Origin of the sequence: Streptomyces sp. NPDC017991 (genome assembly GCF_044328075.1) — a bacterium.
GTDB lineage: Bacteria > Actinomycetota > Actinomycetes > Streptomycetales > Streptomycetaceae > Streptomyces.
In genome coordinates, this window is the sequence record NZ_JBIRGP010000015.1 from 119,260 (window position 1) to 137,226 (window position 17,967).

At 71.3% G+C, this 17,967-nt stretch carries 19 protein-coding genes; 5 read left to right on the forward strand and 14 right to left on the reverse strand.

Annotated elements, in window-relative coordinates; translation table 11 throughout:
* Positions 1–74: 74 nt before the first annotated feature.
* The 11 genes from hpnE to ACH4DZ_RS36030 form a co-directional block, all read right to left on the reverse strand.
* Positions 75–1,499, reverse strand: a complete 1,425-nt coding sequence (hpnE, locus tag ACH4DZ_RS35980) for a hydroxysqualene dehydroxylase HpnE (RefSeq protein ID WP_398292440.1) — start codon at positions 1,497–1,499, stop codon at positions 75–77.
* Positions 1,496–1,636, reverse strand: coding sequence for a DUF6380 family protein (locus tag ACH4DZ_RS35985; protein ID WP_398292442.1), 141 nt, complete (start codon positions 1,634–1,636; stop codon positions 1,496–1,498). Before ACH4DZ_RS35985 ends, hpnE begins: the two co-directional genes overlap by 4 nt.
* Positions 1,636–2,586, reverse strand: a complete 951-nt coding sequence (gene hpnD, locus ACH4DZ_RS35990) for a presqualene diphosphate synthase HpnD (protein WP_398292445.1) — start codon at positions 2,584–2,586, stop codon at positions 1,636–1,638. The genes ACH4DZ_RS35985 and hpnD overlap by 1 nt, the downstream gene beginning before the upstream one ends.
* Entirely contained in the window at positions 2,583–3,485 is a 903-nt protein-coding gene (gene hpnC, locus ACH4DZ_RS35995; RefSeq protein WP_398292447.1) for a squalene synthase HpnC, read from the reverse strand. The genes hpnD and hpnC overlap by 4 nt, the downstream gene beginning before the upstream one ends.
* 385 nt (positions 3,486–3,870) lie before the next feature.
* Positions 3,871–4,653, reverse strand: coding sequence for an ABC transporter ATP-binding protein (locus tag ACH4DZ_RS36000; protein ID WP_398292449.1), 783 nt, complete (start codon positions 4,651–4,653; stop codon positions 3,871–3,873).
* The gene (locus tag ACH4DZ_RS36005) at positions 4,646–5,575 is read right to left on the reverse strand and encodes an ABC transporter permease (protein ID WP_398292451.1); all 930 of its coding nucleotides are present in this window, start codon (positions 5,573–5,575) and stop codon (positions 4,646–4,648) included. The genes ACH4DZ_RS36000 and ACH4DZ_RS36005 overlap by 8 nt, the downstream gene beginning before the upstream one ends.
* A gap of 96 nt (positions 5,576–5,671) precedes the next feature.
* A complete protein-coding gene (locus tag ACH4DZ_RS36010) occupies positions 5,672–6,526 on the reverse strand; it encodes a glycosyltransferase family 2 protein (RefSeq protein WP_398292794.1) in 855 nt (284 codons plus the stop codon).
* Positions 6,527–6,561: 35 nt separating this feature from the next.
* Positions 6,562–7,341, reverse strand: coding sequence for a CDP-alcohol phosphatidyltransferase family protein (locus ACH4DZ_RS36015; RefSeq protein WP_307534613.1), 780 nt, complete (start codon positions 7,339–7,341; stop codon positions 6,562–6,564).
* On the reverse strand, positions 7,319–8,380 hold the full coding sequence (locus ACH4DZ_RS36020) for an iron-containing alcohol dehydrogenase family protein (RefSeq protein WP_398292453.1): 1,062 nt from the start codon (positions 8,378–8,380) through the stop codon (positions 7,319–7,321). The genes ACH4DZ_RS36015 and ACH4DZ_RS36020 overlap by 23 nt, the downstream gene beginning before the upstream one ends.
* Positions 8,368–9,120 carry a sugar phosphate nucleotidyltransferase gene (locus ACH4DZ_RS36025; RefSeq protein ID WP_398292455.1) on the reverse strand — a complete coding sequence of 251 codons (753 nt, stop codon included), beginning with the start codon at positions 9,118–9,120 and terminating at the stop codon, positions 8,368–8,370. Before ACH4DZ_RS36025 ends, ACH4DZ_RS36020 begins: the two co-directional genes overlap by 13 nt.
* The gene (locus ACH4DZ_RS36030; protein ID WP_398292796.1) at positions 9,117–10,913 is read right to left on the reverse strand and encodes a DUF5941 domain-containing protein; all 1,797 of its coding nucleotides are present in this window, start codon (positions 10,911–10,913) and stop codon (positions 9,117–9,119) included. The genes ACH4DZ_RS36025 and ACH4DZ_RS36030 overlap by 4 nt, the downstream gene beginning before the upstream one ends.
* Before the next feature lie 308 nt (positions 10,914–11,221).
* On the opposite strand from ACH4DZ_RS36030, the gene galE reads away from it, so the two are divergent.
* Together galE and idi are read left to right on the forward strand one after the other, a co-directional pair.
* Positions 11,222–12,226, forward strand: coding sequence for a UDP-glucose 4-epimerase GalE (gene galE / locus ACH4DZ_RS36035; protein WP_398292457.1), 1,005 nt, complete (start codon positions 11,222–11,224; stop codon positions 12,224–12,226).
* 390 nt (positions 12,227–12,616) lie between these two features.
* Complete coding sequence (gene idi, locus ACH4DZ_RS36040) at positions 12,617–13,210, forward strand: isopentenyl-diphosphate Delta-isomerase (RefSeq protein WP_398292459.1); 594 nt, start codon at positions 12,617–12,619, stop codon at positions 13,208–13,210.
* A gap of 30 nt (positions 13,211–13,240) precedes the next feature.
* Here idi and ACH4DZ_RS36045 read toward each other — a convergent pair whose 3' ends face one another.
* Positions 13,241–13,750: an ATP-binding protein gene (locus tag ACH4DZ_RS36045; protein ID WP_398292798.1), complete on the reverse strand. Its 510-nt coding sequence runs from the start codon at positions 13,748–13,750 to the stop codon at positions 13,241–13,243.
* 229 nt (positions 13,751–13,979) lie between these two features.
* Between ACH4DZ_RS36045 and ACH4DZ_RS36050 the strand changes: the two genes are divergently transcribed.
* Entirely contained in the window at positions 13,980–14,771 is a 792-nt protein-coding gene (locus ACH4DZ_RS36050; protein ID WP_398292461.1) for an enoyl-CoA hydratase/isomerase family protein, read from the forward strand.
* Between the two features lie 51 nt (positions 14,772–14,822).
* Here the strand turns inward: ACH4DZ_RS36050 and ACH4DZ_RS36055 are convergent, their stop codons facing one another.
* A complete protein-coding gene (locus tag ACH4DZ_RS36055) occupies positions 14,823–15,458 on the reverse strand; it encodes a DJ-1/PfpI family protein (RefSeq protein ID WP_398292463.1) in 636 nt (211 codons plus the stop codon).
* Between the two features lie 136 nt (positions 15,459–15,594).
* Positions 15,595–16,563, reverse strand: coding sequence for a GlxA family transcriptional regulator (locus ACH4DZ_RS36060; protein ID WP_398292465.1), 969 nt, complete (start codon positions 16,561–16,563; stop codon positions 15,595–15,597).
* 178 nt (positions 16,564–16,741) lie between these two features.
* Between ACH4DZ_RS36060 and ACH4DZ_RS36065 the strand changes: the two genes are divergently transcribed.
* A complete protein-coding gene (locus tag ACH4DZ_RS36065; protein ID WP_398292467.1) occupies positions 16,742–17,608 on the forward strand; it encodes a hypothetical protein in 867 nt (288 codons plus the stop codon).
* A 108-nt stretch (positions 17,609–17,716) separates the two neighbouring features.
* A complete protein-coding gene (locus ACH4DZ_RS36070) occupies positions 17,717–17,860 on the forward strand; it encodes an LPFR motif small protein (RefSeq protein WP_248776454.1) in 144 nt (47 codons plus the stop codon).
* Positions 17,861–17,967 lie beyond the last annotated feature (107 nt).

Here is a 17,967-nt window from a genome sequence, read left to right on the forward strand (position 1 = left end):
TCTATTCGCGATACGGGGGGTGCGGGGGCCGGTGCCGGAGCGGGCGACGGTGGCCCCGTCGCTCTGATCGAGCGTCACGCCGCCTCCTCGAAGAGCTCGAAGAGATGGTCGCGCGGCCGGCCCAGGGCAGCGAGTACGGCGTCCGCCGCGCTCACGCCGCTGCGGACCGCACTCTCCATGGTCGCGGGCCACCCTGTGGCGGTCCACGCGCCGGCCAGGTACAGGCCGGGTGCCTTGGTGCGGGCGCCGGGCCGCAGCCGTCCGACGCCGGGGGTCGGGGCGAACGTCGCCGTACGCTCCCTGGTCACGAAGAAGTCCCGGACCTCCGCGTCCCTGGTGTGCGGCAGCAGCCGCTCCAGTTCCGGCAGGTATCGCTCGCGCAGCGCGGCGACCGGTGCGTCGATCTCGTCCTGCGCGGCCGACTGGGACAGCGCGAGGTACTGGCCCTCCTTGAGCCCGGACGCCTCGGTCCGGTCGAAGACCCACTGCACCGGGGAGCCGAGCGCGGCGAAGAACGGCCGGCTGAGCACCTGGCGGTCGTACACGACGTGGATGTTGAGGATGGGTGCCGTACCGATCTCCAGCAGCCGCTCGGGGGCGTCGAGGGCGCCTTCGGGCAGCAGATCGTGGGCCTCGCGCTGCGGCACGGCGAGGACGACCGTGTCGGCGTCGAGCGTCTCGCCGGGAACCTGAACGCTCCAACGTCCGTTCTCGTGTCGGGAGATGGAGGTGACTCGTGTACGGACCTCGGTACGGACTCCCGCGGAGTCGAGCGCCTTGCGGGCCAGCCGGTCGTGCAGTTCACCCAGCGGGACGCGCGCCCAGCCGATGTCGGCGGCGCCCGGGTCGGACAGCAGACCGGTCTTGAACACCATCGCGGCGAGCCCGAGCGAGGCGTCGCCGGCCACCGCGTTGAGGGTGGCGACCCCCACCAGGTCCCACAGTGCCTCGATGGCCCGATCGGACTGACCGTGCGCGGTCAGCCAGGTGCCGAAGCTCTGCGCGTCGAGCGCCGGATCGGCGAGGTCGAGCCCCTTGAGCGCCAGAGCGGCACGTCCGACCCTGGCGCGCTCGGCGAGCGACAGATGCGGGTAGGTCGCGAGGCTGCGCGCCAGATGCAGCGGGACGGGCAGCGCCGTTCGGCCGATTCTGCCGAGCCGTCGTCCGGCCGGGGCCCCGGCGTCGAGGACGGGCACGTCGAGGCGGTCCTGCAGCGGCGCGAGGTCCGCTCCTTCGACGCGGTCGAGGAACCAGCGGTACGCCGTGCAGCAGCGCAGGTACACATGCTGGCCGTTGTCCACGGTGAGTCCGTCGCGCTGGAAGGAGAAGGCGAGTCCGCCCAGGCGGGGCCTGCCTTCGAGCAGCGTCACACGGACTCCCGCGTCGGCCAGCGCGAGCGCCGCGGTCGTCCCCGCGAGCCCCCCGCCGACCACTACGGCCGACGCGGGGCTGCCCGACGAGCCGGCATCGGACCCCTCGTCCTGCGTGGTGTCGTTCATCGTGCACCTTCCCCCGCGGCCTCGCCGAGCCGGTGGAGCGGGGCGCGGGCGGCCGATGCAGTCAGGGACGCAGTCCCCGGCCGAAGGGTTGCGCGCCGTTTCCAGGTACTTGCGTCATCTTGGGCCGGAGTGTCCATCAAGCGCGCCTCCTGACGGTTCGGCGGGAGACATGCCGGGCGTCGAGGCCGGAGAGGCCGCGCACGGCGACGTACGCCTTCTCGCGTCCGGGGAGCGAGACCCGGCCGCGCAGGACGGCCTCCGGTTCGCGCTCGATGCGGTCCAGGAGGCGGCGGTAGATGCCGGCCATCGCGGCGACACAGGCGCCGCTGCGGCGGTCCAGCATGGGCAGCAGCCGGTAGCCCTCCGCGAAGAGCGCGCGGGCCCGGCGCACCTCGAAGTGCACGAGGCCCGCGAAATCGGAGCCCTCCGGTGGGCGCGGCCCCTTGAACCCGGCCGAGCAGCCGAACTTCGCGAGGTCGTCCGCGGGCAGATACGTCCGCCCGTTCCCGGCGTCCTCGCGAACGTCTCTGAGGATGTTGGTGAGTTGCAGCGCGAGCCCGAGGGTGTCCGCGTACTCCGGCGCCCGCTCCGCGCCGCGCGCCCCCGGTTCCGTACCGAAGACGCCGAGCGAGAGGCGGCCGATGGCTCCGGCGACACAGCGGCAGTAGACCTTCAGGTCGTCCCAGGTCTCGTACGTCTCGCCGCGGACGTCCATGAGCACGCCGTCGATGAGTTCGTCGAGGCCGTCGAGCGGGACCGGGAAGTGGTCCGCCGTGTGCCGCAGGGCGACGGCGACCGGATCGGTGTCGTCCTCGTCGACCGAGCGGTCGCGGATCCGGCCGAGCAGCGCCCGGGTCTCCTCCAGCCGCTTCGCCTTGACCTCGGGGGCCAGCGCTCCGTCACCGATGTCGTCGACGCGCCGGGAGAACGCGTACAGCGCCGACATGGCCCGGCGCTTGGGCGTCGGCAGCAGCCGGATGCCGTACGCGAAATTCCGGGCCTGCTGCCCGGTGACCGCCTCGCAGTAGCCGTAAGCGGCGAGTACCGGTGCGGACATGTGTGGTTCCGACTCCACGGTCCGGATCACCCCTCTCCTCGCAGAGTCACTCCCACCTCGCGCAGCAACTGGATCTTGCCGGGCTTCGGCGGGCCGGGAAGTACGTCGTATTCGGCGGCGGCGATCGCCTGGATCGCCGCCCTTCCTCCTGCCACGAACCCCGCGAGCAGCAGCTTCAGTCTGCCGTGGACGCTACCCACGAGGGGGGTGCCTTCATTCAGGAGGTTCCGGGCGCGTTCTGCTTCGTATGCAACCAGTGCGCGCGCCGATGCGCCTGCCGTGGGCGTGGCGAGATCCGCCTCCTGGACGTGAAAGCGCTTCATGTCCTCGGCGGGAAGGTAGATGCGGTCGCGGCCGAGGTCCTCGGCGACGTCCTGGAGGTGCTCGACGATCTGCAGGGCCGTGCAGATCGCGTCGGAGAGGCGGACCCGCTCGGGGGTCGAGGTGCCGGTGACGGACAGGACGAGTCGGCCGACCGGGTTGGCGGACAGTTCGCAGTAGGCGAGGAGGTCGTCGTAGGTCTCGTACCGCTTGACGAGCTGGTCCTGGCGGTTCGCGGCGATCAGGCCGAGGAAGGGCCCGGGGGTCAGGCCGGTGCGGCGGACCGTCGGCTGCAGGCGGCGCAGGATCGGGTGGCCCGGAGTCGAGTCGAAGACCTTGCGCAGGTCCGCCTCGAAGGCGTCGAGCAGGACGAGCCGGTCCTTCGCCTCTTCGGGGGACAGGCCCAGGAGGCGGGCGTCCGCGCCGCCGGGGGCCAGGTCTCCGTCGCCGATGTCGTCGACGAGGCGGGCGAAGCCGTAGACGGCCATGAGGTCGGCCCGCCACGCCCTGGGCAGGAAGAACGGCGCCACGGGAAAGTTCTCGTCCGCGGCCTTGTCGAGGGTGCCGCGCTCCGGGTCACCGGCGCGTGCCGTTCTGGCCGGCGTCATCGCCCGCCGCCCGGGCCGGGGACGGCACACGCGAGGACGGCACACGCGCAGCGGAGCTGGAGAGTTTCCGTAGCCATTGCCGTCACATCTCCCGTTCTACACTGCTGACCCAATGGTGACTATTTCGGACACGCCGCCCGGCCGTCCGCGCGACAGACCCTATGCCTGGTGTCGCGCAGTATCGCCCCACTTGCCGCGAATCAGCACCGGTACAGCTTACGTTGTACAACCCGCCGTGCTCCGCCGGGGTGTCCCGCACATCACAAGAACACACCGATTGACGTCAAGATTCCTACGGGCGACCGGAGTTGGCGTTTCCTTTGCAGACGCAGGGCCCCGCCGAACCGTTCCGGCGGGGCCCTGCGTGCTTCTTCTACGACTGGGGCTACTTGCCCGTGAACTTCTCGTACTCCTTGAGGACCTCGTCGGTCGGGCCGTCCAGCCGCAGCTCGCCGCGCTCCAGCCACAGGACGCGGTCGCACGTGTCACGGATGGACTTGTTGTTGTGGCTGACGAGGAAGACCGTGCCGGCCGATTTGCGGAGCTCCCGGATCCGGGCCTCGGAGCGCTTCTGGAACTTGCGGTCGCCGGTCGCGAGGGCCTCGTCGATCATGAGGACGTCGTGGTCCTTGGCGGCCGCGATGGAGAAGCGCAGCCGGGCGGCCATGCCGGAGGAGTAGGTACGCATGGGCAGGGTGATGAAGTCGCCCTTCTCGTTGATGCCCGAGAAGTCGACGATGTCGTCGTAGCGCGCCCTGATCTGCTCGCGCGTCATGCCCATGGCCAGTCCGCCGAGGATGACGTTCCGCTCGCCCGTGAGGTCGTTCATCAGGGCCGCGTTGACGCCGAGGAGCGAGGGCTGGCCGTCGGTGTAGACGTGGCCCTTCTCCGCGGGGAGCAGTCCGGCGATGGCCCGCAGCAGGGTGGACTTGCCGGAGCCGTTGGAACCGATGAGGCCGATGGCCTCACCGCGGTAGGACTTGAAGGAGACACCGCGGACGGCGTGCACCTTGCGGACGCCTCGCTCCTCGCCGCGCCGGAGTATGCGGCTGAGGGCGGAGGTGGCGCTGCCCTTTCCGGTCTTGGCGCCGTTGACGCGGTAGACGATGTGCAGCTCGTCCGCGATGACGGTCGGGATCAGGGGGTCCCTGTCGTTCTGCTCAGCCACGGCCGTAACGCTCCTCAGCCTTCCAGAAGTACACGAATCCGCCGACGGCGACGAGGACGGCCCAGCCGCCCGCGACCGCCCACACGTGCGGCGGCAGGTTCTCGGAGCCGTACCCGTCGATGAGCGCGAAGCGCATCAGGTCCATGTAGATGGCGGCCGGGTTCCACTGGAGGATGTCGGCGATCCACTCGGGGTGCTCTTCGAGCATCACGGGGATCGAGAACATGACACCGGACGCGTACATCCACGTACGCATCACGAACGGCATGAGCTGGGCCAGGTCCGGGGTCTTCGCGCCCATCCTGGCCATGATCATCGCGAGGCCGGTGTTGAAGAGGAACTGCAGCACCAGTACCGGCAGGATCAGCAGCCAGGACAGCCGGGGGTAGCTGCCGAAGCCGACCGCCACGACGAACAGCACGATCATCGAGAAGAGCAGCTGCTGGAGCTGCTGCAGCGAGAACGAGATCGGCAGCGCGGCGCGCGGGAAGTGCAGCGCCCGGACGAGTCCGAGGTTTCCGGAGATCGCGCGCACGCCCGCCATCACCGAGCTCTGCGTGAAGGTGAAGACGAAGACGCCTGTCACCAGGAACGGGATGTAGACCTCCCGGTCCATGCCGCGGTCGGCCTTCAGGATCAGGCCGAAGATCAGGAAGTACACGGCCGCGTTCAGCAGCGGTGTGGCCACCTGCCACAGCTGGCCGAGTTTGGCCTGGCTGTACTGGGCGGTGAGCTTCGCCTGCGAGAAGGCGAGGATGAAGTGACGCCGTCCCACGAGCTGGCGGACGTACTCGACGAGTCCGGGCCGGGCGCCGCTGACGGACAGCCCGTACTTGGCGGCGAGGTCCGCCGCGCTGAGCCCTTCATCGGGGGACGGGGGGGCGCTCACCGCGACGCCGCCGTCATGCGTTGTCTCACTCACAGGGAAACTTTCGTCCTCAAGGTGCGCGGCCTGGTAGGGCGTAGGCCAAAGACAGGGACCGGGGTACGGCCCGAATGCTCTCAGATATCGAGCGTGTCAGATGACGGGTGGTCGGCCCAGTCGGGTCAGGCGCCATACCGTACGCCACTTCATGGGGCGCCGGGGGCCGCACGGGCTGGTCCAGCCCTCCTTGAAACCGCCGAACCAGGCCTTGAGGGCCGGGCGCGAGGGCCGACGGGCGAGCGTGAGCAGCATCCACACGCCGAGGTACACGGGGACCAGTGGCGCGGGCAGGTTGCGGCGGGCGAGCCAGACGCGGTTGCGGGCGACCATCCGGTGGTAGACCGCGTGCCGCGAGGGTGCGGTCGTGGGGTGGTTGAGCACCATGTCCGAGCGGTAGTCGATCATCCAGCCCGCGTCGAGGGCCCGCCAGGCGAGGTCGGTCTCCTCGTGGGCGTAGAAGAACTCCTCGGGGAGTCCGCCGACCTCGGCGAGCACCTTCGTACGGACGGCGTTGGCGCCGCCGAGGAAGGTGGTGACGCGGGAGTCGCGCATCGGGTCGGAGGCGCGCAGCCGGGGCACATGGCGACGCTGGGTGATGCCGGTCTCGGGGTCGGCGATACGGAAGCTGACGATGCCCAGCTCCGGGTCGGCCGCGAAGGCCTGCCGGCACAGCTCGGCGGTGTCGTGGCGGGCCAGGAGGCCGTCGTCGTCCAGGAAGAGCAGGACGTCGACGTCGGTGCCGCCGGGGCCGAACGCCTCGATGCCGACGTTGCGGCCGCCGGGGATGCCGAGGTTCTCCGGCAGCTCGACCGTGCGGACACCGGGTAGGGAGCCCGTGACGTCCGGGACGGGCGAGCCGTTGCCGACCACGACCACCTCGACCGGGTCGCCGTCCTGCTTGGCGACCGAGTCGAGGAGGGCGCGGAGTTCGTCGGGGCGGTTGCCCATGGTGATGATCACCGCGCCGACCTTCGTGGCCGTGCTCACTTCAGCCTGCTCGAAGCGAGGATGGACACCAGGTGCAGCACGGTCTGCAGCAGCGCGATGCCGGCCAGCACCGCGACGCCGAGCCGCGAGAAGAACAGGTCGTCCCGGACCGTGTCCAGGACCGCGAGGACCAGGATCAGCAGGGAGGCCTCTATACCGAGGACGAGCCGGTGGAACTTGAGCGCGCCCGCGGCCCGGCGGGCCAGCGCCATGCCGGAGGAGCGCGGTTCGGACGCCGACTCCTGGACCGGTGCCTTGCCGGTCTGGTGGCGGGCGACACCGACGAGGTCGGTCTCGGACTTGATCAGTACGGCGCCGAGGGCGGCGAGCGTGCCGAGGAAGGCCCACAGCCAGTCGATCCGCCCGGTGCCCCACAGGTCCGCCGCGCGCAGGCCGAAGCCGACGAGGACCGCGGCGTCGCACAGGTAGGCGGCGACGCGGTCGACGTACACCCCGGTCATCGAGTACTGCTTGCGCCAGCGGGCGATCTCGCCGTCGACGCAGTCGAACAGCAGGTACAGCTGGACCATCAGTACGCCGAGCAGCGCGCCCGGGATGCCCGGTACCAGCAGGGCCGGGGCGGCGAGCACGCCGAAGACGGTCATCACGTAGGTCAGCTGGTTGGGCGTGACCTTGGTGTTCACCAGGTGCCGGTCGATGCGCAGCGAGATCTCGCGCATGTAGAGCCGGCCTCCCCAGTGCTCGCCGCTCCGCCGGTCCTTGACACCCGGGGGGTGCACGACCGGGCGGAGCTCAGCTACCGATGGCTTTTGCATAGTCGGCGTATGCGTCCCTGATCTGGTCGGTGGAGAGGTCGAGGTGTTCGAGGATGGTGTAGCGGCCCGGCCTGGTCGACGGAGCGAACTCCACGACCTGGACGAACTCCTCCGGGGTGAAGCCGATCTCCTCCGGCAGCACGGGCAGCCCGTGGCGCCGCAGGACCTCGGCCATGTACGCCGACTCCTCGCGGGCGCCGCGCAGGTGCATCGCGAAGGCCGCGCCCAGACCGCACTGCTCGCCGTGGCTGGCGGCGCGCTTGGGGAAGAGCAGGTCGAAGCCGTGGTTGATCTCGTGGCAGGCGCCGGACGCCGGCCGGGAGTCGCCCGCGACCGACATGGAGATGCCGGTGAGGACCAGGCCCTCGGCGAGCACCTGGAGGAAGGCGTCGTCGCCGACACCGCCCGGGTGCCGCAGCACGGCCTCGCCGGCCTGGCGGGCCATCGCGGCGGCGAGCCCGTCGATCTGCTCGCCCTTCTCCCGGTTGGCCAGCTCCCAGTCCGCGACCGCGGAGATGTTGGACAGGGCGTCGCCGATACCGGAGCGCACGAAGCGGACCGGGGCCTCACGGATCACGTCGAGGTCGATGACCACGGCGATCGGGTTCGGCACACCGTACGAGCCGCGGCCCGCGTCGTTGTCGAGGGTCGCGACCGGGGAGCACAGACCGTCGTGCGAGAGGTTCGTCGCGACGGCGACCAGCGGGAGGCCGATCCGGGCCGCGGCGAACTTCGCGCAGTCGATGATCTTGCCGCCGCCGAGGCCCACGACCGCGTCGTAGCGCCCCTTCTTCATGGCGTCGCCGAGCTTGATCGCGTCGTCCAGGGTGCCGCCGCCGACCTCGAACCAGTCGGCGCCCGGCAGCGCCGGGGCCAGCCGGTCGCGCAGCTTGGCGCCCGAGCCGCCGCTGATCGCGACGGCCAGCTTGCCGGAGTGCGAGATCCGCTGGTCGGCGAGGACCGCCGCCAGGTCGTCCAGCGCGCCCGGACGGATGTCGACGACGACCGGCGAGGGGATGAGCCTCGTCAGTACTGGCACGCGATCACGCGTCCCTTGGCGAGGTCCTCGTGGTTGTCGATCTCGACCCACTTGACGTCGCCGATGGGGGCCACGTCGATCCGGAAGCCGCGGTTCACGAGCTCCTGGTAGCCGTGCTCGTAGAACTGCTGCGGGTCCGTCTCGAAGACCGTCTTCAGCGCGTCGGCCAGCTCGTCCGCGGCGTCGCCCTCGATGAGGGTCACGCCGATGTACTCACCGGTCGCCTCGGCGGGGTCCATCAGCTTGGTGATCTTCGTCATGGAGCCCTCGGGGCCGACGACGACCTTCATCTCCTCGTCGGCGAGGGACTTCACCGTGTCGAGGGCGAGGATGATCTTCTTGCCGTCGCCGCGGGCGGCGAGCAGGGTCTTCTCGACGGAGACCGGGTGCACGGTGTCACCGTTGGCGAGGATCACCGAGTGCTTGATCGCGTCACGGCCGCACCACAGGGAGTAGGCGTTGTTCCACTCCTCGGCCTTGTCGTTGTCGATCAGGGTGATCTTGACGCCGTACTTCTGCTCCAGCGCCTCGCGGCGCTCGTAGACGGCTTCCTTGCGGTAACCGACGATGACCGCGACCTCGGTCAGGCCGATCTCGGCGAAGTTGCCGAGGGTGAGGTCGAGCACGGTGATGCTGTCCTCGTCGCCTTCGGGTCCCACCGGCACCAGAGCCTTGGGCAGGGTGTCGGTGTAGGGGCGCAGACGCCGTCCGGCGCCGGCAGCCAGCACGAGGCCGATCATGCGGGTTCTCCTTCATCGTGTACGGCGGGTGCGCCGCGCCTGTGGGCGGTCACCCAGTAGCGGATGCTCTCGAAGAGCACCACCAGAGCCACGGCCACGGCGAGAACCGTGAGCGCGACCTTGAAATCTTCTGCGGTGAGCAGCGCGGCCAGGACGGTGACCAGCAGCGTCCTGCCTTCGTGCCCGCCGATCGCCCGCACCAGCCAGTGCGGGGGCGCGCCGGCGTTGCCGCGGATGCGGTACACCGTGTCGTAATGATGGTAGGCGACGGCCGCCACCAGCCCGAAAGCTGCCGGAAGGGCGCCGTTCACATCGGCTTCGGCGGCCAGGATCAGTACGGTGCCGTATTCGGCGGCGCGGAAGAGCGGGGGGAGCAGCCAGTCGAGGGCGCCGTCGAGGGGATGCTTGATGACGTCCGCGGCCACCAGGACGTACACGACGGCGATCACGACGACCGACCAGCCCGGTCCGTCGGCCCAGCCCGTGTACAAGAGCAGTACGAGGCACGCCAGGGCGAAGAGCCGCGTCACGGCAGGCTGGGTGCGGACGGGGAGGCGTGCCAGCAGCTCGGCCAATGGGCCGCTGTCGGTGAGGTCCGCCAGCGCCTGCAGGGCCCTGTCGGAGCGCTGTGCCCTGCGGGTCAGCGAACGCAGCACCCGGCCCGCTGTGGTGTAGCACGCCGCGAACGCGCAGCCGATCAGCAGCACGTAGAAGGTGATACGGGGCGTCGTGAGCGCAGTAAGTACTGCGATCATCGCCCAGCGCTCGCCGATGGGCAGGACGATCATCCGGCGCAGCCAGACCGTCCAGCCGACGCTGTCGAGCTTGCCCGAAAGGGCCGCGGTGGGGCTGGTGTTGGCCGCCGTGCTGTCGACGTTCGCCTCGTTGAAGGAGAAGTCGACGACGTGCCGGCAGGTCTGCAGGACCATCGCGGCGAGGGCCAGCGCCCATACGTCGTCGCCGCCGCGGGCCGCGCCGAGGGCGAGGCCCGCGTAGTAGGCGTACTCCTTGGCGCGGTCGAAGGTCGCGTCGAGCCAGGCGCCGAGCGTGGAGTACTGCAGGGAGTAGCGGGCCAGTTGGCCGTCCGTGCAGTCGAGTACGAAGGAGAAGAGGAGCAGCAGGCCCGCGGCGACGAAACCGGGCCGGGTGCCGGTCGCCGCGCAGCCTGCCGCGATCAGCGCGGTGACCAGCGATGCCGTGGTCACCTGGTTCGGGGTCAGACCGCGGCGGGCGCACCAGCGGGCGAGGTAGCGGGAGTACGGGCTGACGCAGTACGTGGTGAAGAAGCCGTCGCGGGACTTCACGGCCGTACGCAGCCGGATCGCCTCGTCGTCCACGGAGGCGACGGACTGCCGCGCCTCGTTGCGGGCCTGCGGGTCCCTGGGGACCTCGGCGACGAGTTCGCCCAGCTCCGGGCGGTGCAGATCGGTGTCGAGGGTTTCCGCGACCCGGTCGGCGACGATGCCGACCACCACGGAGCCGTTCGACGCGTCCGAGGAGGCGATGCGCAGCGCGCGGGCCAGCGCCGGACGCGCCGCGGACCTGGCGGTGACGGCGCCAGGGATCGCGGCGGCCTCGAAGCGGGGGTCGGTCAGGCCGAGCCGCAGTGCGTGGACGTGGCCCACGAAGCGGGCGTCGACGACGGCCACCCGCTGGTCAGCGGGGACGGCGGCGAGGAGCGTCTCGGCGTCGGCCGCGTCGGTGGCGGCCCGCACGTCGAAGCCGAGGGACCGCAGATCGCCTTCGAGCGACGACCCGGGGACCGGCTGACCGGTGAGGATGGCGGTCGACAGACGAACTCACTCCTCTGGGTTCCGGCGTGCACGACGCCGGGCAGGTGCGTGGTGGGGGTGCGCCCTGGGACGGCCGGGCGGCATGTCGGCAGAGGCTATCGGATGAATGGAAGCGGCCGTTCACCGCCCGTTCACGGGCCGATCAACACGTTCTGATCGGTACGTCCTCGGCGATCATCATCGTGGATTCGGGCCCCCGCCCACAAACCACGGCCTATTCCGGCGCAATTCAGGGCACGGCTTCCGCTCCCTGTGGTCGAGGCACATGTGCGCTCCGACCGGAGCGGACCGGCATAGGGTGGGCGTCCATGACATGGCTGATCACAGGTGGGGCTGGATACATCGGGGCGCACGTGGCGCGTGCCATGGCCGAGGCCGGGGAGCGCGTGCTCGCGCTCGACGACCTCTCGGCCGGGGTTCCGGCGCGGCTGCCCGACGGCATTCCGCTGGTGCAGGGTTCGTCGCTGGACGGGGAGTTGCTCAAGCGGGTCCTCGCCGAGCACGCGGTGACGGGTGTGGTGCACCTGGCCGCGCGCAAGCAGGTCGGTGAGTCCGTGGCCCAGCCCACGCGCTACTACCAGGAGAACCTGGGAGGGCTCGCCACACTTCTGGACGCGGTGGCCGGGGCGGGTGTGCGGCGGTTCCTCTTCTCCTCCTCCGCGGCCGTGTACGGCAACCCGGATGTGGACCTCATCACGGAGGACACCCCGTGTGCCCCGATGAGCCCCTACGGCGAGACGAAGCTCGCGGGTGAGTGGCTGGTGCGGGCCGCCGGCCGCGCGCACGGCATCGACACCGTGTGCCTGCGCTACTTCAACGTGGCGGGCGCCGCCGCCCCCGAGCTGGCGGACACCGGTGTCTTCAACGTGGTCCCGATGGTCTTCGACCGGCTCACCCGCGACGAGGCTCCCCGGATCTTCGGCGACGACTATCCGACGCCGGACGGCACCTGCGTACGCGACTACATCCATGTCGCCGATCTCGCCGAGGCGCATCTCGCGGCGGCCCGGCGGCTGGCCTCCCCGGACCTCCGGGGAGGCGCCGGCGGTGGGGGCGGTGCGTCCGGCGCGGGCGATCTGACGGTGAACATCGGCCGCGGCGAGGGTGTCTCGGTGCGTGAACTGCTGACGCTCATCGGCGAGGTCACCGGCGACACGCGTGAGGTGCTCGTCGAGCCGCGCCGCCCGGGTGACGCGCCGCGCGCGGTCGCCTCGGCCGCGCTGGCCGCCGAGGAACTGGGCTGGAGCGCGCGGCGCGGGGTGCGCGAGATGGTCGAGTCGGCGTGGCGCGGCTGGCAGCTGCATCACGCGTGACGAGCCGGCCGGTCCCCCTGCCCGGTGGCTCCGGCATCGGGCAGGGTGGCGTGCGGGGTCGACGTGGGTGGGCCGGCGTACGCCCGGTGGTGGAGGCGCCACGCACGGGCGAGGGCCGGTCGGCGGGCGCGGCACACCGACTCCGGGCTACGGCGTACGGCCCGGTTTCCGCCGAGGGTGAAAGGGCGAAGACTCCCGTTCTGGACGGTTCCGTACCGGTAGAGGGGGGAACGATGAGGTGTCCGGCCCCTTTCGGCGTCCGGCTGGTACCGGCCGCGATGTCCGGTTCGGCCGCGCGGCGGAACCGGACGTGCGGGACCCCGCGTGGTGCCGGGAGTGCCGGTTCGGTACGGCAGACTTGGGGCTTGAAGACCGATGCGAAGGACGGGTATGCCGATCACTCCTGCCACCGCGACGCACAGTTCGTCGAACGGCAACGCTGAAGCCATCTTGCTCGAACTGGTCGACGAGGACGGCACCACGATCGGCACGGCGGAGAAGCTCACGGCCCATCAGCCACCCGGGCAGTTGCACCGGGCGTTCTCCGTCTTCCTCTTCGACGAGCGGGGCCGGCTGCTGCTGCAGCAGCGGGCGCTGGGCAAGTACCACTCCCCCGGCGTCTGGTCCAACACGTGCTGCGGCCACCCGTACCCAGGCGAGGCGCCCTTCGCGGCGGCCGCTCGGCGGACGTTCGAGGAGCTGGGGGTCTCGCCGTCGCTCCTCGCCGAGGCGGGCACGGTCCGCTACAACCACCCCGACCCGGACTCCGGACTGGTGGAGCAGGAGTTCAACCACCTGTTCGTCGGGATGGTGCAGTCGGCTCTGCGGCCCGACCCCGAGGAGGTCGGGTCGACGGTCTTCGTGAGTGCGGGCGAGCTGGCCGAGCGGCATGCGGAGGACCCGTTCTCGGCGTGGTTCATGACCGTGCTGGATTCGGCCCGGCCGGCGATCCGGGAACTGACGGGCGACTCAGCGGGCTGGTGACTCTCGGGGCGCTCTGCGGGCCGGTGGCCCTCAGAGCGCTCGGGCGGCGGTGAGGGGCAGTGCCGACCAGATCACCTTGCCCCCCGTCGCCGTGTGCTCCACGTCGCACACCCCGCCCGCCTCGCGGGTGATCTCGCGTACGAGGAGGAGGCCACGGCCGCCGGTCTGGCCGTGGTCGGCCTCCAGGGCCGTGGGACGGTAGGGGTGGTTGTCCTCGACGGAGACCCGCACCCACTCGGCTCCGACGGCGACCTCGACGCCGAGCATCGGGGAGAGCAGGGCCGCGTGCCGCACCGCGTTGGTCACCAGCTCGGAGACGATCAGCAGGAGCCCCTGGACGATGTCGTCCGAGACCGGTACGCCCTGGCGGGCCAGCAGGTCGCGGACCGCGTGCCGTGCCTGCGGTACGGAGGAGTCGACGGCGGGAGCGGTGAACCGCCAGACCCCCTCGTACGGCAGTGGGCCGGGCGGTCTCTCCTCGGGGGGCGCCTCCCCTCCGCCTTCAGGACGTGGGCCGGTCCCCCACCCCTGGTCGTCCATCGTCCGGTCGCCGCCCTTGCGCTCGATTGTCACCACACGTCGAGTGTTGATAACGCGCTGGTCCGTACCGGATGACTGAACAGAAGTCAGCGATTATCGATGCTTTCTGATCGCCGACGCACGCAACCGTCAGTCGCGTGACCGATCTTGTCCGTCCTGTGCCGAATCCGGAACTCTTCGGGTTGTACGGGTTTGGCCCGGCACGAGGCCGACCACGTAGCATCCGGCCATGGAGCCGCAGCTGTTGCACAGCGTCGCCGACGGGGTCGCCACCGTCGTCGTCCACCACCCCGCCAAGCGCAACGCCATGACGGCGGACATGTGGCGCGCGCTGCCGCCCCTGCTCGGCATCCTGGCCGACGACCCGGCCGTACGCGTGCTCGTGCTCACCGGGGAGGGCGGGACGTTCTGCGCGGGGGCCGACATCTCCTCGCTGCGGGGGTCGGCCGGCGAGGCGCAGGGCCTCGCCGTGCGCGCGGAGGACGCGCTGGCCGCCTTCCCCAAGCCGACGATCGCCGCCGTACGCGGCTACTGCGTGGGCGGCGGGTGTCAGCTCGCCGCGGCCTGCGATCTGCGGTTCACTGACGAGCGGGCCTTGTTCGGGATCACTCCGGCGAAGCTGGGGATCGTCTACGCGGCCTCCTCCACGCGGCGGTTGGTGTCCCTCGTGGGGCCCGCGACCGCCAAGTACTTGCTGTTCTCCGGCGAGTTGATCGACGCGGGGCGGGCGCTGCGTACCGGCCTGGTGGACGAGGTGCTGGCCGACGGCGAACTGGACGGGCGCGTGGCGGAGTTCGCCCGGATCCTCGTGTCCCGCTCACAGCTGACGCAGGCGGCGGCGAAGGAGTTCGCCGACGGTCGTACCGACCGTGACGGGTACTGGGCGAGGCAGGCGCGTGAGGGGGACGACACCGCGGAGGGGGTCGCCGCTTTCCTGGAGCGCCGCGCGCCGGAGTTCACCTGGACCGCTTCCGCGCCCGGCGAGATCAGCCGCCGGGCCGACCGCCGGGTCGGCCCTTGAGCCGGCCCTTGCGTCAGCCCTTTAGTTGGCCGCCGGATTCTCTCCTCGGACCTAGGAGAGGATGAAGCGGCTGCGGGAGCGGAGCTGTTCGACGAGGTGGGCGGGTGCCTTCCGCGGGGAGCCCGCGTCGTAGGGCGGCCGGGGGTCGTACTCCACCGCCAGCTGTACGGCCTGGGCGTGCTCGTCGCCCGCGATCCTGCCGAGCAGGGTGAGGCCCATGTCGATGCCGGCCGAGACGCCGGCGGCCGTCACGTACTTGCCGTCGGTCACGACCCGCTCCCCCGTCGGCTCGGCGCCGAAGCGTTCCAGGTGGTCGAGGGCCAGCCAGTGGGAGGTCGCGCGGCGGCCCCGGAGCAGTCCGGCCGCGGCCAGCAGGAGCGAGCCCGTGCACACGGACGTCGTCCAGGTGCTGGTGGCGTCGGCCGTGCGCAGCCAGTCGAGGAGCGTCTCGTTCTCCATCTGCGGGGTCTGTCCGGGGCCTCCCGCGACCACCACGATGTCCGGGTGCGGGACCTCGGCGAGGGCCTTGTCCGCCGTGAGGGCGAGGTTTCCGGTGTCGGTGCGGACGGGGCCGCGCTGCCCGGCGACGAAGACGGTTTCCGCGTCGGGGAGGCGGCCCAGGGTTTCGTAGGGGCCGACTGCGTCCAGGGCCGTGAAGCGGTCGAAGATGACGATGGCGATCTGCATGGGTGCGCCTTCTTTTGTGGCGGGGTGTGGAGGTCCGGGGTGCGGAGGTGTGGGGTCGGGTGCGGGTTCGGTGGGGGCTTGTCGCGCAGTTCCCCGCGCCCCTGAAGGGCGCCCCGAGCGCGGCCACGGGGCCCGCTCACCGGACAGGTACCGGGTGGAAGCGGCGGCGGTACTCCGCCGGGGACGTGCCAAGGGTCTTCACGAAGGCTCGGCGCATCGCCTCGGGGGTGCCGTAGCCGCCGGCCCTCGCGATCTCCTCGACGCCGTCGGTGGTGTCCTCCAGGAGGCGGCGGGCGTGTTCGAGGCGGACCGAGTCGACGTAGCGCCCGGGAGTCGTGCCCGTCTCGGCCTGGAAGGCGCGGGCGAAGTGGCGGGGCGACAGCCGGGCGCGGGCCGCGAGCTTCTCCACGCACAGGTCGTCGCCGGGGTGCTCGGTGATCCACTGCTGGACGTCCCTCAGGGGCGCGCGCCGGGCCGTCTGGGCGGAGAGCTGGGCGCTGAACTGGGCCTGGTTGCCCGGGCGCCTGAGGAAGACCACGAGATGGCGGGCCACGGCGAGCGCCGCCTCCCGTCCGACGTCCTCCTCGACGAGCGCGAGGGCCAGGTCGATCCCGGCGGTGACCCCGGCCGAGGTGGCGACCCTGCCGTCACGTACGTAGATCGGGTCGGGGTCCACCTCGACGGCCGGGTGGTCGCGCGCGAGCCGCTCGCAGTACGCCCAGTGGGTCGTCACCCGGTGGCCGTCAAGGAGGCCCGCCTCGGCGAGCAGGATCGCCCCGGTGCAGACGGAGACCAGCCGGTCGGCGCGCGGGCCGTGCTCGCGCAGCCAGTCGAGCACCCGCGGATCGGGGCCACGTGAGCCCCGCCCACCCGGGACCAGCAGAGTGTGCGGCGCCGGGGCGTCGGCGAGCGCGTGGTCCGGTACCAGGGTCAGCCCGCTGGAGGTGCGCACCGGCCGGCCGTCCAGGGAGGCGGTGTGGACGCGGTACGTCTCCCCGGGTGCGCCGGCCTGGAGGTCCGCGCCCGCGAAGACCTCCACGGGGCCCGTGACGTCGAGGCTCTGGACGCCGTCGAAGAGGACGAGGAGGACGGTTCGGTGCGCCATGTGCCTGATTCTTCGCGGCTGCCCCGATGGCCGCAATGACGAGTACCCCACCTTTTCTGCCATGCGGGTGCCCTGCGGGGGCCTTGTGGGTGCCTTACGGGTGCCTTGCGGGTGCGAGCAGGGCCGGATGGGCGCCCCGCCATTCCCTACGTACCAACCAGTCGGTAACGTGCGAGGCATGACGACAGCCCTGCCGGAGCGTGCCGGACGCCGATGCCACAACGTCCTCAACCCGCTGCACTCGTGCCAGTACTTCTCGCCCGAGCTCGGCACGGAGCTGGCCGCGGTCGGGGTGACGGACCGCAGCGCCGCCTACTTCGCGGTGCGCGCCGCGGCCATGGGGGCGGTGGGCGCGGGCACGGTCACCGCGACCTTCTACAACTTCCGCCACGAACTGGTGGCACGGCATGTGCCCGAGGTGTGGCGGACCGCCTCTCCGCAGGTGGTGCTCGCGGCACGTCTGCGGGCCGCCGACGGCATGCTGCGACGGCTGCTCGGGGACGAGGTGATCGCCTCCGAGGAGGTCGCCGAGGCGGCGGCGCTCGCCCTGCGCGCCACGGAGGCGTGCACCAGGACCGCCCGCCCCCTGTACGCCGCCCACGCCGACCTGCCGGTGCCCGACGAACCGCACCTCGCGCTCTGGCACGCGGCCACGCTGCTGCGCGAGCACCGGGGCGACGGGCACCTCGCGGTGCTGCTCGGCGCGGAACTCGACCCCATGGAGGCGCTGGTGAGCCACACCGCCACCGGCAAGGGCATGGCGCCGAAGTGGGTCATGTCCACCCGCGGCTGGCGCCGTGAGGACTGGGACGCGGCCTGCGACCGGCTCCGGGAGCGCGGACTGCTCACCGCCGAGAACGAGTTGAGCGAGGACGGTGTCGCCCTGCGCAAGGAGATCGAGGCGAGTACGGACCGCCTGGACACGGCTCCCTACGAGCATCTGGGCGCCGCCGGTGTCGAGCGCCTCACGGAGCTGGGTACGGGGCTGACGACGAAGGCGCTGGCCGCCGGCGCCTTCCCCGAGAGCGCGTTCGGCAAGGGCTGAACTCCCCCTCGCGCAAAGGCTTCTCGAAGTCGGCGGGGTTCGGAACCCGGATCCGAGGTACCCGTGAGTCTCCCGGCCGTACCGATCGGGAGACGAAAGGGGTAGCTCGTGTTCCGTGCCATCGCAGACGTGTTCCGGCAGATCGGCGGGGCCGTCGCCACCGTGGTGACGCTTCCGTTCCGGGCAGTGGCCCGGCTGTTCGGCGGCGCTTCCAGTTCCACGCGCCGCGGCGGACGGACTCGCAGGGCCTGACCGAAAGACCGCTTCGGGAGCCGGACACGCCAAGGGCGTGTCCGGCTCCTCGCGTGTCCGGGCACGTCCGGCTCGTACGCCCTGGCACGTCCGGTGCGCCCTTGATC